This is a genomic window from Mesorhizobium sp. M0060, assembly GCF_040323155.1.
Classification (GTDB): Bacteria; Pseudomonadota; Alphaproteobacteria; order Rhizobiales; family Rhizobiaceae; genus Mesorhizobium.
Genome location: NZ_JAMYUP010000045.1, coordinates 18,643 through 31,439, shown reverse-complemented (window position 1 = coordinate 31,439; position 12,797 = coordinate 18,643). Strand labels below are relative to the sequence as shown.

Genomic DNA, 12,797 nt, shown 5'->3' with positions numbered 1-12,797 from the left:
GCAGCCGACGCCCGGCTCGGGGCGGCCCATTCCACGCAATTGATGTCCCCGTGGCCGACCTTGAACACCTCCTCGACTGCGAGGTCTTCCACGCGAACTCGCGTCGAACATTATTTCCGCCGCAATGCGGCCACAGGTCATAAAGATTCGAGGCTCGATCCTGCTGCAAACAATCGACCAAGTGCTGCATGGACCCTCCTTGCTGCGGCCACACCAGGGAAATGGACGAATTGGCCAGTAATCCATTTCGACCAATCAACCCTTTTTGTTTTTTCTCCTCGGCCGACCGCGCTTTGGCACGTTCGGGAAATTGTTTTGCGGAGCCGCACAGAGAGCGCCGTCACAAACCTTCACACCCCTGTAGGTGGCGAGGGCCTGCAGCAAATCCGGTAGAAGGTGCTCTTTCAATTCGTCCGGGACAGGCTCCGGACCGTCCAGCGACTGCAGTGCCAGTTCGACCAACTCGATCGCGCGATCGTTGTTGCCGTTCTCGTAATAGTACCGGGCGACCGCGGGATAAGACCGGAACTTAGGGCTGTCGCCTTGCGGGGGATTCAGTGCCAGAATGTGTTCGGACAGCTCCTTGCCCATCGCGAAGCGCTCAGCGGGGGGAAGGCGCGAATGGTCATTGGCCGGATGGAAAAGCTGGTCTAGCGCCAAAACCATCCAATCCTGGGAGTTCTTGTCGATCGCGTCGCGCACGAATTCGCGCATCACGGGCAAGCCGGTCCACATGTCTTGTATTTTGTGAAGCAACAGGTGTGCATGAGCCAGGCGGAAATTGATGTCGTCGGGCATCAAGGCGATGCCCTCTTCGATCGCCCAGAGCGCCGTCTTCCAGTCTTCTAACTTCACCGCCGCCCAGAATCTGTCATCGATCGGCTGCTTCAACGCTTGTTCGCGCGCCATGGGTTCGCTTGTGGCGATCCGCTCCGTATCGGCGGCTTTAGCTTTATCGCTGATGCGCCAGCTGCCGTTGAGCACTTTTGGCAAAACCTCATCGAGTTGGCTAGGATGACCGATAAAGGCGATGTGACCGTCTCGGTCGACCACGAACGAGGTCGGAATCCCAACAGAAAAGCTGGGTTCCCTCCAAAGCTTGTTCATTTCGCCTGGGTAGTCGAACGCGATCCGATAGTTCAGATGCGAGCACTTTTCGGTCAACCAAGCGTTTAACTTGGTGCGAGCCTCAACGGCCGTTGGAGCGGCTTCATCAGCCGCGACTGCGACGACCTCAAGTCCGCTGTCCCTGTATTTCTCCTGCAGCCGCATCAAATGGAGCATCTCCGCCACACCTGGTCGGCACCAAGTTGCCCAAAATTCGACGATATAGACTTTGCCGGGCTGGAAGTTCGCAAGAGGCTCGCCACGCAGCCAGTCCTCCACTTTGATCGAAGGAGCCGGTGACCCCATCCGCAACACCATTTTGCTCTCCAAAGCTGTTGCCAAAGGTTGCGTGACCTTATGCGCAGGCTTGTTCCCCCTTTGAGACGGGGAACGAGGGTTCAAGGAAGGTAGAGCATCGCTCGTCTTGCGCATCTGCGTGCAGTCAGCCTTCACTCAGTGTTGCTGACTCTCAATTCGCAAAGGGCGTGCCAACGCGCTCAGCGCGCAGTAAACGCTTGATTACACCTTAAAAAACTTCCGGGGTGCCCAAGATAGCCGGTTGTATTGGACGCGACATGTTTTCTGCCACTGTCAGGTCTTGAACACGCACCACGCGCTTCGCGTCGCCCGAGAAGCGTGGCCACGGACGACTCAACAGGGTATTCGGCTGAGGGACGTGATGGACATTATGACTGCGTTGGCTACCGTCAGGCTCGTGATCATCGTCCGCCTCAAGCCTTGCTTGAGCTTCTTGCCGTTTCGGTCGCTCAGCTGGTAGCGGAACGCCATTGCGATTGCAGGGGCCGCTCCACCCGAGCATCGCCTCTGCCCTACCTCTTCCGCTTTGCGATTGAATTCCTGGCTCGCGACACCGGAGTTCTTCGAAGCCGGTCATGTCCGGCTGCGGGTCGCGAGTACCGTCATCACCAGATTGACGATGAGGATCGTGACGAAGAGGGCCAGGATGAGTGCCGGCATGCGCCGGCCCGGTGAACCTGCTTTTGTCGTTCTGTGTCCCTGTGCACAAGCCCTACAGTGACCGCCTGGTGTAAATGTGAGCGTTGTCGGAATTGACCGGCCAAAGACCACTCGGTCGCCACGATAGCGCGCATAGGATGCCGCTACGGGTCCGAACTCGGTCGCGCTGAACGACCCTCTTTTGACCTGACGCCGACCTGCGCCGTGATCGTGGCTGCAGTGAGGACTGCCCATACCTCTGCCCGGCCGTTGGTCTCAGCATCACGGACCAACCTCGGGCGAGCAGAACCATCCCGCGCGCGCGTTAGTCTAGAGGCGCGCGCGGATGTTCTCGGGCGGCGGGTGCAGATTGGCTCCGAGAAGCTTCGCGAAGCTTGCAGGTTTGCCACGATCTTTCTCCGACTTGGCCTCAGGATAGTGACCCAGTGAGTAGAGCTTCGAACAGCGTCGGTGCTGCTTCGGAACCCGTCAGCGAGCCAAAAACAGCGGCAATGGCGGCTTCCCAACTATCCATCTCGTCACGCCACCGAAGAGCCACTCGCGCAGCCGGCGGCTGCCGTAAGCGCCCATGACTATCATGTCGGCAGACGTGTCGATTGCGTGCTGCGCGAGCACCGTGGCCACCGGTTTGCCGGCACTCGGCAGCAGGTCAACCGACACCCGAGCACCGTGCCGAGTGAGATAGGCAGCGACGTTGGCTCCCGGCTCGGCGCCGCTTCCGGTCCAGGTCGGCACAGGATCGACGAGGGCGACACGAACTTCCTCAGCGGCGGATAGCAGATCCAGCGCTTCCCGAACCGCGCGGGACGCCTCGGCCCGCGAATCCCAGCCGACCAGCACGCGCTGTGGCGACAGAGTCGCCTCAGCGCCCTCCGGCACGACAAGCAACGGCTTCCCGGTATCGAACAGGCTGCCGTTGATAACAAGGGGTCCGAGGTTAATGTCGTTGAGAAGTGCGGGGCCGACGATTGTCAGGTCGTTGCAGAGCGCCCGCTGTCGCACCGCGTCACCGACGCTGGCCTGATCGCAGTTGGCAATATCGACATCATAGCACCGCCACCTGGCTCTCAGCAGCTTGTGAATTTCCCTGAATGTCGTTTCCAGTCTGACCATGTCGTGTGAAAATCTTTCGATCTGCCTAAACCGTTTGTCCAGTCTGGCGATGGCCTGTGCGCGTTGTCCAGGCCACTCGGGGATGCCATCGCCGAGCAGCGGAGACGGCATAATGAGCGGCGGAGGCGACATCACCAGTACGGAAAGATACGCGCCGACTTCGGCACACAAGCTGGCAGCTGTTCTGACATCCTGATTGGAGTGGTCAGCTCCCGTCACACTGAGTACGCTTCTGAAAGCCATTTGACTGCTTCTTTCTGAATATGTCGTACCTGCCGGCGCGTTTCGAAGCCGCAAGACTTGCCCTCAGCAGGGCGGAAGTGGCACCACATCGGTTATCTATTCACCCGTCCGGCCACTCGAGCGAGTAGCCGGCAGACCTGACGGTACGAATGACGCTGGAGGGGGAGGCCGCCTTCAGCGCCCTTCTGAGCCGGCTGATATGGACATCCACGGTGCGTACACCGACATGAATATTGGCCGGCCAGGCCGCGCTGATCAGCTCGTCTCTGGTGAAGACCTTGCCGGGAGTCTCAAGCAAAAGCCGCAGCAGGTTGAACTCGATCGGCCCAAGGTGGACTTCGTGGCCATTACCCCGAACCCGGTGGGCATCGAGCCTTATCTCAAGGTCGCCACACGAGATCCAGCCGCCGTTTTCAATCCCGTTGGAACCCGGCTTTGGCAGCGCCAGCTTCATCCGTAGACAGTCAAGCAGCTTGGCCGGCGCGAAGGGCCGCACAAAGCTCTCGTCAATACCAGCCTTCAAGAGATTGAGGTGCTGGTTCTCGGCGCCGGGCGCGATCAGCGCAATTACAGGCAGGCCGCCGGTCCGGGGCTCCCCCTTGAACCGGGCGCAGATTGTGGAGCCTGTCGCGGTTGCCGGCCCGCAGTCCAGCACGACCGCCTGGATCTCCCGTTCATCGGCCAATTCGAGAGCTTCGTCCACGCCACCCGCCGGCTCACTCGTGAAGCCGTCCACCCCCAGAATGTGGCTGAGGAACAGATACAACTCAGCATCTTGCGAACAGATCAGGACCAGTGGCTTCATCAGCGCTACCCCAAGAACCACATCGGCCTCGACCGCCTCGATTGAGAGGGCTGGCCATCGCATGTCCTCAAGGCCTGACATGATCCCCTTGATCGAAAATCGGTTCCATCATGCCCGCGCCACCTCGGGATGAGCCTCAATGGCTGCGGTGGCATCGCTGGCCAGTTTGGTACCGGCCGCAGCGAGTTTCCAGAACGTCTCGAAGCCGAACCGGTGGACGTCGCGCAGGGTCTTCGACAGAACGACCAACCGCCCGGCCGTGAGAAGCACGCGCCCGAAGCCCTCATGGCTCATCTCCATCATCGGCGATGCCATCAGGCCGGAGCGCTCCTGGATCGCAAGCCCGACGGCGGTGTAAAACATCTCAAGCCTCCACAGCACGTCCGGATCGGGATCGCCGATGATCGGGATCGCACGGCGCTGTTCCCTGGTGTTGATGAAGTCGCCCAGCAGCTCGGCGTCCGATTTGCCTTCCCAAGACCCGTGCGAATCATGAGCCCGGACCAGCCGCACGAGGCATTTGACGAACGGGGTGGCAAGGGCCGCCTCGTCTTCGGCGACAGCAGGGCTAACCACAGCGTCAGACATTTCGCCCACTCCTCACTTCAGTCTTCGTCCTCGAAGGACGGTTTGTGTTCGGCGACACCTGCCTGCGCCAGCACCTTGCGCAGCCAAGGGGGAGGACACGTCCTGAGCATCATCTGCGTGCGCAACAGCACCTCTTGGATGGTCTGGGGCTGCGGCACTTTGATCGGATGGATCTTTGCAGAAACAACCTTGGCTGCCGAAGGTCCGCCGATCGCCAGACAAAACAGGAGATGACATCCCTTCAGCGCCTCCACCTTCGGGGTGATGCGGTCATCGCCCTCAGTTGGGTGCTTGCCGCTCTCGTCCGAAACGTCATCGAAGGCCACGGCCTCGACGAGCTTCCACTCCTCGCGCGTCACGTCGTAGACAGCAAAGCGCCTGGCTGAACCGAAATGGGCGTTGAGGTTCTTCATGTCCTGCGTGGCGATCGCCACGCGCAATGCGCCGGCTTGGCGTTCCGGCGTCGGTGCGTGAACCTCGTCAGTGACGAGCGAGAGGCGACGAACGGAGCTCATCTGGCATTTCTCGCTTACGGAGTGGATGAAGCGCCTCGGGCGTCGGCGCGTGCCGGTTGGCTTCAAAAGTGTTGGCGACCTCGAAGATCAGGTCGCGGGTCCCCTGGTAGAGGATTGTGAGCTTGTGCTGGCTGCCGAGCCGGTCGAAGATCGGGAAGCCGACCCGCATGAGCGGAATGCCGAGGCGCTGCGCCGCCTGGCGGCCATGGGAATGGGTGACGAGAAGATCAGCGCCGGCGCCAAGAGCTTCCAAATCGCCGAGATCGCCGATCTGAACCGACTGCGTCGGTACTTCCTCCAAAATTTTCGACATGTCGGTCGTGGTGACCGCCGCCGCGATTTCGGAGCCCATTCCGATGAAGAAGCTCGCGAGTTGGTAGAGTTGGTCTGGTTCAGCAGCGATCGCAATTTTCTTGCCTCCAAAGTGGAAATGTCCGTCGAGCAACGCGTCCTGCAACTGCGCCCGGCGACGACGCACCCCAGCCGCCGCCACCGCGCCCGAAACCGTGGACAGCAGCGAGACGAACCGGTCGGCGTCCTTCAGTCCAGTCAGCGACCGGAACAGCACGTAAGGCACGCCCGTCAACCTCTGCAGCAGCTCGGCCGGGCGGCGCATATGCTCACCGATGACGATGCATTGCTCCGCCGTGCCAAGCTCACGGATATCCTCGACACTGGTGCCGCCATAGGTGGTCGTGACCCAGCGGTCGGGCACCGTACCGTCGAGCGAGCCGGAGACGTCCGGCAGAATCACGGGCTTCAGTCCAAAGCTTTCAACCATCTCACGCAAATGCTCGATATCAGCCACAGTGAGGTTCCAGCCAGGCAGGATCACGATCTTCTTCGACTGCCGCGCCTGCTCGCCGGGCCGTGTAATCCTTTCGATCATCGCGGTGACAGCCTTGGCCCAGCCCTCTTCGATCGCGCCGTCGAAATCCGGTGTGTTGGCTAGCACCACCTCGGTACCCGCGAGTTCTTCCGTGCGCTTCAGCCTGATATCGGCGATATCTCCTGCGCAGTCTTCGCCCCGGGTTTCCACCAGCGCCGTCGTGCAGACCCCGATCAGCGTTGGCTTTGTGCGGGCCTTGAGGTTGAGGATCGCCTCTTCCAGATGCTCTGCCCCGCCGAGGATCGTCGCCACCTCGTCCATCGCCGTTGTCTGCAGGGGGATGGCTTCCTTGAAATGCCGCACGAAGAGCACGAGGGCGAAGCTGGTGCAGCCTTGGCTGCCGTGGAACAACGGCATCGCGCCGTCGACGCCAAGAAAGGCCAATGCGGCACCCAATGGCTGCGATGACTTCAGCGGATTGACCGCCGCCGCTTTGGTCTTGGGAAGGATGCGGACCATCGGCTCTCCTCAACACTCGCCGAAATTACCGGCCGTCGTGCCGGCGAATTCCTGGACAGCACGCAAGGTCGCGGTCTCGCTTTTCGTGCGCGGCAGTTCCTCCCTCACCGCAGGCTGGCAATCCCATGGTGCCGGCTCCCGCACCTGGCGCCAGATCGGGTTATGAATGGCGAGGTCGATCTGGCGTACGAGTTCCACCAGGCCGTCATAGCCGGCGTAAGGATGTTGGCGCTCCTGGTTGATATCGAGCCAGGGTGTCTTGGCCTTCAGCGCGATTAATTGCGTGCGCCCGCCCGACAGCATGATATCGGCCTTGTGTTCTGAGAGCATGGCGTAAAGCTCGCGCGGCGCCATCTGCTCGAACATGTGGTTGTCGTCCTTGAGGATCTGCTTGATGCGCTCCTTGTCTTCGACGGTCGACTTCTTGACAGAGGTGCCGACGATCTCGATGCCGATCTCCATCAGCGCATGGACGACCGACCAGGACTTCACACCGCCGGTGTTGAGCAGCACGCGCTTGCCTTCGAGCCTCGGCCGGTAGGCCGCGAGCTTCTTCCACGCAATCGCCTCCTCCTCTGCAATCAATGCCTCGGTGCGGCCGAGGATCTCCGGATCGGCACCCTTCTTCACGAGCAGCTGAGATATCTGTCGGAGCGCTTCAGAGGTGTCGGTGATGCCGTAGAAGGAGCCCTCGAAAAACGGGATGTCCCAGCGCTGCTCCATCTTGCGCGCGAGATTGATGAGCGCGGTCGAGCACACCATCATAGCCGCCCGGGCGCGGTGCGCGCAGGCAATGTCGAAGTAACGCGCGTCACCCGGAATGCAGGCGCGCACCCGGATCCCGAGCCGATCCAGCAGCGGCTTCACCAGCCAAAATTCGCCCGAGAGGTTGAATTCGCCAAGAATGTTGATGTCGTAAGGGCCGGCATCGTCGGGCTCCACCGTGCCGATGACATGCTTGAGCAACGCCTCGCCGGCAAGCTTGTTGCCGAGATTCTTGGAGCCGACGAAGCCCGGCGCATTGACCGGCACCACCGGTAGGCCGAACTTTTCCGCAGCGCGCTTGCAGACTGCCTCGATGTCGTCGCCGATCAGCGCCGTGACGCAGGTCGGATAGACGAAGATAGCCGGCGGCCCATACGCTTCCTTGATCTCGCGGATCGCTTTGAAGAGCTTCCGCTCGCCCTGCCCCATCACAACATCGAGTTCGGTGAGATCGGTGGTGAAGCTTGTGCGCCACAGCGTTGGCCCGGACGAAGCCGCACCGCGGTTGTCCCAGGAATTGCCCTCGCAGGCGAGCGGCGCATGGATCAAATGCGCAACGTCGGTGATCGGCTGCAGCACGATCTTGGCGCCATCGAAGGCACAGCCGCCGGCCGCCACCCCGGGGGTCAGTGGCTTCGAACAGCCCTTTTTGCGCGCCTTGGCATCCTTGCCGCGGTTCTGCTCGCAGGCGGGCTCGTTGAAGACATCCTGGATTTTGGCTCTGAGCAAGGACATTGCGTTGGTCTCCAAAGTCCCTCGGGAAGACGGCCGGCCAAAGCCGACCGTCACGCTTAGCGGGTGAGGTCATACGAATAGTCCGTCACGCCCGTCTCGCTTGTGTCGCGATCGAGCTTGTCGAAGATCTTGTCGAGGATCGTCGTCAGGACGCGCAACCCGCCTTGGTAGCCCATGAGCGCAAACCGATGGTGATGGTGGCGGTCGAAGATCGGAAACGCCAGCCGGATCAGCGGCGTGCCGGTGTCGCGCTCCAGATACTTGCCATAGGAGTTGCCGATCAGCAGGTCCACCGGCTCGGTGAAGAGCAGCGAGCGCATCGCCCAGAGGTCCTTGCCCGCCCAGACTTGAGCATCCTTGCCGAAGGGCGATGATGCAAGCAGTTCCTTCAACTCCGCTTCCCATGCCGAGGTGCCATTGGTGGCGAGGCAATGGGTCGGCTCGCCGCCCGTCTCCATGATGAAGCGGGCCATGGCGTAGACAAAGTCCGGATCGCCGTAGATGGCGTATTTCTTACCGTGCAGCCAGGATTGGCTGTCCGCCATGGCGTCAACAAGTCGGCCGCGCTCCAGGCGGATTGTCTCGGGGATTTGCTTGCCGGAAATCGCGGAGACCTCCATCAGGAAGTCGTCGGTCGCCTGGACTCCGAGCGGGTAATGGAACGAGGCAGTCGCCTGCCCTACCCCCTCGCAATACTCGAGTGTTTTTCGGGTGTTGTAATGTTGTAGTGAAAGTGTCGCCTCGGCGTTGAGTGCCTTCCTCACGTCTTCGATCTCGGTGCCGCCGTCGTACATGCGGTATTCGCCGTCCGACGGCGTGTCGAACTGGTCAGAGGCGTCTTGGATTAAGGTATAGGACACGCCCAGCAGATCGAGCAGGCGCTTGAGTTCCCGGTTGTTGCCCACGCAAAAGCCGTCGAAACCCGGAATGATGTTGATGGTTCCCTCGGCTTCCGTTCGCTCCTTGCTTTTCCAGAAGTGCTCCAAAATGCCCTTGATCGTAACGTCATAGCCGTCGACATGGCTGCCGACGAAGGCCGGCGTGTGGGCGAAGGGCACGTCGAAGTCGCGCGGGACCGAGCCTTCGTCCTTGGCGTTCTCGATGAAGCTGTGCAGGTCGTCGCCAATGACCTCCGCCATACAAGTGGTCGAGACGGCGATCATTTTCGGGTCGTAGAGTTGGTACGTGTTGGCGAGCCCGTCGACCATGTTCTTCAGGCCACCGAACACTGCCGCGTCCTCGGTCATCGAGGAGGAAACTGCCGAAGCAGGCTCCTTGAAATGGCGCGACAGGTGCGATCGGTAATAAGCTACGCAGCCCTGGCTGCCATGAACGAAGGACATGGTTCGCTCGAAGCCAGCAGCCGCGAACACCGCGCCGAGCGGCTGGCAGGCCTTGGCGGGGTTCACGACAAGCGCTTCGCGAGCGAGGTTCTTTTCGCGGTATTCCCACGTCTTGGTGAATTCGCGTTGGTCGGTAACGACCTGGTCCGGGTGAGGACATTCGAAATTCAGCCTCTTCTCGGCGAGCATCTGCCTGTATTCCGGCTCGCGGAACAGGGGCGCGTGGTCGAGAACTTTTTCAGCCGACTGCGGCATGGATGGTTACCTCTTCTCCATCTGGCCGCGCCATACGGCGGCACAGGGACGTCGAAACGTTTCAGGTCTCCCGCGGACAAAGGGCCACAGGCGTTCAACGGCCTCCCGGCTTCCGGGAGGCCGGGTTTCATTCGGCTGCGATCGCCGCCGACGGCTCGGCTTTTTTCTTCCAGGGGGCGTCGTAGAGGTTCCAGACCGGGTTGTTGATGGCCAGATCCATGTCGCGGGCGAAGATGGCGAAGCCGTCGTAGCCGTGATACGGGCCGGAATAATCCCAGGAATGCATTTGACGGAACGGTATGCCCATCTTCTGGACGGGGTACTTTTCTTTGATGCCGGAGCCAACGAGATCAGGACGGATCCCCTCGATGAACTTCTCCAGCTCGTAACCAGTCACGTCGTCATAGATCAGCGTGCCCTTCTTCACGTAATGGCCGGTACGCTGATAGTCGTCGTTATGGCCAAATTCATAGCCAGTGCCGACGATCACCATGCCTAGATCCTCATATGCCGTGACGACGTGACGGGGGCGCAGCCCGCCGACATAGAGCATCACCGTCCTGCCTTCGAGGCGCGGCCGGTACTTGGCGATGACGGCATCGACCAACGGCCGGTATTTGGCGATGACCGCCTCGGCCTTGGCCTCGATTTCCGGCCCGAAATGCTTGGCTATCTTGCGCAGAGAGGCTTCGGTCTGGGAGGGGCCGAAGAAATTATACTCCATCCAGTCGATGCCATACTTTTCCTCCATGTGCCGGCAGATGTAGTTCATCGATCTGTAGCAATGGATGAGATTGAGCTTGGCCTTCGGCGCTCGCTCTATTTCGGCCAGCGTAGCGTCGCCCGACCAGTTGCCGACCACGCGCAGGCCCATCTCCTCGAGCAGGATGCGCGAAGCCCAGGCGTCGCCGCCGATATTGTAGTCGCCGATCACATTGACATCGTACGGGCTGGCCTCGAACTCGACGTCCTTCTTGTCGAACACCCAGTCGCGGATCGCGTCGTTGGCGATGTGGTGGCCGAGTGATTGCGAGACGCCGCGGAAGCCCTCGCAGCGCACCGGCACGATCGTCTTTTCGTGCTCCTTGGCCTTGTTGCGGGACACCGCTTCGGTGTCGTCGCCAATCAGGCCGATCGGACATTCGGATTGCACGGTCATGCCCTTGTTCAGCGGAAACAGTTCCTCGATCTCGTCGATGATCCGTTCCAGCTTCTTGTCGCCGCCGAAAACAATATCCTTCTCCTGGAAATCGGACGTGAACTGCATCGTGACGAACGTGTCGATGCCCGTTGTTCCGACGTAGTAGTTGCGGCGTTGAGACCAGGAATATTGCCCGCAGCCGACCGGGCCGTGCGAGATATGGACCATATCCTTGACTGGACCCCACACCACGCCTTTCGAGCCGGCATAGGCGCAGCCGCGAATCGTCATCACTCCGGGGATGGACTTGATGTTCGATTTGACCTCGCATTCGGAAAGGACCTCGCTTTCCTCGCCAGCCTCGTCGCCGCTCTTTGCGACGCTCAGGTGCTTTTTGCGGCGCTTCGCCGCCTTGTCAGGATATTGCGACAGCACCTCCTCGATAAGCTTCGCATGGAGGGCGCCGTCATTCTCGTATTCCAGGCTCATGGGACCCCTTTCAAGGTTCAGGGTGACGCCTCACCAACGAGGCGCCGTTCTTTGAAAGGCGCGCCAGGTCAAGGCCGCGCCTCGTTCGGCAGCGGTCGTTACTGTGCGGCCGCCTTGGCCGCTTCCTTGACCTGAAGCTCGGCAAGCATCTGCTCGTCAGTCTTCATGATGCCGAAGTCGAGCAGCATGTCCTCGAGCTCCTCCATGGTGATCGGGGTGGGGATGGTGCCCTGGCCCGAATTGGCATGGATCTTCTCGGCCAGCGCCCGGTATTCCCCGGCCTGCTTGGAGTCCGGCGCATACTGGATGACAGACATCTTCCTGAGTTCGGCGTGCTGGACGATGTTGTCGCGCGGCACGAAGTGGATGAGCTTGGAATTGAGCCTGGAAGCCAGCGCTTCGGCGAGGTCGAGCTCGCGGTCGGTTTGGCGCTCGTTGCAGATCAGGCCGCCGAGTCGAACGCCGCCCGAATGGGCGTATTTCAGGATCCCCTTGGCGATGTTGTTGGCGGCATAGAGCGCCATCATCTCGCCGGACATGACGATATAGATTTCCTGGGCCTTGTTCTCGCGGATCGGCATCGCGAAACCGCCGCACACCACATCCCCGAGCACGTCGTAGGAGACATAGTCGACATCGTCGTAGGCACCGTTCTCCTCGAGGAAGTTGATCGAGGTGATCACGCCGCGGCCGGCGCAGCCGACACCCGGCTCAGGGCCGCCCGACTCCACGCATTTGATGCCTTTGTAGCCGACCTTGAGCACGTCCGCGAGTTCCAGGTCTTCCACCGAACCTTCCTCTGCCGCGAGGTGCAGGACCGTATCCTGCGCCTTCGCGTTCAGGATCAGGCGGGTGGAGTCGGCTTTGGGGTCGCAGCCGACGATGAGGATTCTCTGCCCGAGGTCGACAAGGGCGGCGAGCGTATTTTGGGAGGTGGTGGACTTGCCGATGCCGCCCTTGCCGTAAAAGGCGATCTGACGCAAACCTGACATGTAGCTTTCCTTCCTTCGTTCCATTCATCGCGGCTGCCGCGACATGAATGCCGGTCGGGCAGCTGTCGCCGCCTCGCACCCAAGGATCTCAAGACTCGTGCCAATTTGGCTGATCCAACCGAAGAATAATTTCATGGTTGCTTTTCAGGGATTTAGCTTGAGGCCAAAGAAAGGATCGTCGGAACAAACCGTGTAGCGGACCCGACAATCGCGACACAAAGCGTCGGATAGCGATCCTCAGTCACCGCATTCGTTCGAACCGCATCGTTGTGTTGAGGTGGGCGAACAACATCTCGACCCTCTTGCGTTAATTGCGGGATGCTGCGAAGTCTTCTGTTCCGGCGAGCTGACGTGCTTGCTCACGCGTGTCCTCGTCGACA

At 60.7% G+C, this 12,797-nt stretch carries 10 protein-coding genes; all 10 read right to left on the bottom strand.

Annotated features, from left to right (window positions below):
• Nucleotides 1-255: 255 nt before the first annotated feature.
• The 10 genes from NKJ94_RS28330 to nifH all read right to left on the bottom strand — a co-directional run bounded on the left by NKJ94_RS28330 (nucleotide 256) and on the right by nifH (nucleotide 12,417).
• A complete protein-coding gene (locus NKJ94_RS28330) occupies nucleotides 256-1,425 on the bottom strand; it encodes a TlpA family protein disulfide reductase (RefSeq protein WP_352529832.1) in 1,170 nt (389 codons plus the stop codon).
• 1,128 nt (nucleotides 1,426-2,553) lie between these two features.
• Nucleotides 2,554-3,441 (bottom strand): universal stress protein, encoded by an 888-nt coding sequence (locus tag NKJ94_RS28325; protein WP_352529830.1) that lies wholly within the window; start codon nucleotides 3,439-3,441, stop codon nucleotides 2,554-2,556.
• 100 nt (nucleotides 3,442-3,541) lie between these two features.
• On the bottom strand, nucleotides 3,542-4,327 hold the full coding sequence (locus NKJ94_RS28320; protein ID WP_352529828.1) for a response regulator transcription factor: 786 nt from the start codon (nucleotides 4,325-4,327) through the stop codon (nucleotides 3,542-3,544).
• Nucleotides 4,328-4,354: 27 nt separating this feature from the next.
• Complete coding sequence (locus NKJ94_RS28315; protein ID WP_352529826.1) at nucleotides 4,355-4,834, bottom strand: NifX-associated nitrogen fixation protein; 480 nt, start codon at nucleotides 4,832-4,834, stop codon at nucleotides 4,355-4,357.
• Between the two features lie 17 nt (nucleotides 4,835-4,851).
• Complete coding sequence (nifX, locus tag NKJ94_RS28310; RefSeq protein WP_352529824.1) at nucleotides 4,852-5,349, bottom strand: nitrogen fixation protein NifX; 498 nt, start codon at nucleotides 5,347-5,349, stop codon at nucleotides 4,852-4,854.
• Nucleotides 5,315-6,697, bottom strand: coding sequence for a nitrogenase iron-molybdenum cofactor biosynthesis protein NifN (gene nifN, locus NKJ94_RS28305; protein WP_352529822.1), 1,383 nt, complete (start codon nucleotides 6,695-6,697; stop codon nucleotides 5,315-5,317). The genes nifX and nifN overlap by 35 nt, the downstream gene beginning before the upstream one ends.
• A 9-nt stretch (nucleotides 6,698-6,706) precedes the next feature.
• On the bottom strand, nucleotides 6,707-8,197 hold the full coding sequence (nifE, locus tag NKJ94_RS28300; protein ID WP_352529820.1) for a nitrogenase iron-molybdenum cofactor biosynthesis protein NifE: 1,491 nt from the start codon (nucleotides 8,195-8,197) through the stop codon (nucleotides 6,707-6,709).
• A gap of 56 nt (nucleotides 8,198-8,253) precedes the next feature.
• On the bottom strand, nucleotides 8,254-9,795 hold the full coding sequence (gene nifK, locus NKJ94_RS28295; RefSeq protein ID WP_352529818.1) for a nitrogenase molybdenum-iron protein subunit beta: 1,542 nt from the start codon (nucleotides 9,793-9,795) through the stop codon (nucleotides 8,254-8,256).
• A 127-nt stretch (nucleotides 9,796-9,922) separates the two neighbouring features.
• Nucleotides 9,923-11,425: a nitrogenase molybdenum-iron protein alpha chain gene (gene nifD / locus NKJ94_RS28290; RefSeq protein WP_352529817.1), complete on the bottom strand. Its 1,503-nt coding sequence runs from the start codon at nucleotides 11,423-11,425 to the stop codon at nucleotides 9,923-9,925.
• Nucleotides 11,426-11,523: 98 nt separating this feature from the next.
• Nucleotides 11,524-12,417 carry a nitrogenase iron protein gene (nifH, locus tag NKJ94_RS28285; protein WP_023801970.1) on the bottom strand — a complete coding sequence of 298 codons (894 nt, stop codon included), beginning with the start codon at nucleotides 12,415-12,417 and terminating at the stop codon, nucleotides 11,524-11,526.
• Nucleotides 12,418-12,797: the final 380 nt, after the last annotated feature.

Excerpts from the sequence above, each read along its gene's own strand:
- nifX (WP_352529824.1), bottom strand. The coding sequence starts at position 5,349 with ATGAGCTCCGTTCGTCGCCTCTCGCTCGTCACTGACGAGGTTCACGCA.
- nifK (WP_352529818.1), bottom strand. The coding sequence starts at position 9,795 with ATGCCGCAGTCGGCTGAAAAAGTTCTCGACCACGCGCCCCTGTTCCGC.
- nifD (WP_352529817.1), bottom strand. The coding sequence starts at position 11,425 with ATGAGCCTGGAATACGAGAATGACGGCGCCCTCCATGCGAAGCTTATC.
- nifN (WP_352529822.1), bottom strand. The coding sequence starts at position 6,697 with ATGGTCCGCATCCTTCCCAAGACCAAAGCGGCGGCGGTCAATCCGCTG.
- NKJ94_RS28320 (WP_352529828.1), bottom strand. The coding sequence starts at position 4,327 with ATGTCAGGCCTTGAGGACATGCGATGGCCAGCCCTCTCAATCGAGGCG.
- nifH (WP_023801970.1), bottom strand. The coding sequence starts at position 12,417 with ATGTCAGGTTTGCGTCAGATCGCCTTTTACGGCAAGGGCGGCATCGGC.
- NKJ94_RS28325 (WP_352529830.1), bottom strand. The coding sequence starts at position 3,441 with ATGGCTTTCAGAAGCGTACTCAGTGTGACGGGAGCTGACCACTCCAAT.
- NKJ94_RS28315 (WP_352529826.1), bottom strand. The coding sequence starts at position 4,834 with ATGTCTGACGCTGTGGTTAGCCCTGCTGTCGCCGAAGACGAGGCGGCC.
- NKJ94_RS28330 (WP_352529832.1), bottom strand. The coding sequence starts at position 1,425 with ATGGTGTTGCGGATGGGGTCACCGGCTCCTTCGATCAAAGTGGAGGAC.
- nifE (WP_352529820.1), bottom strand. The coding sequence starts at position 8,197 with ATGTCCTTGCTCAGAGCCAAAATCCAGGATGTCTTCAACGAGCCCGCC.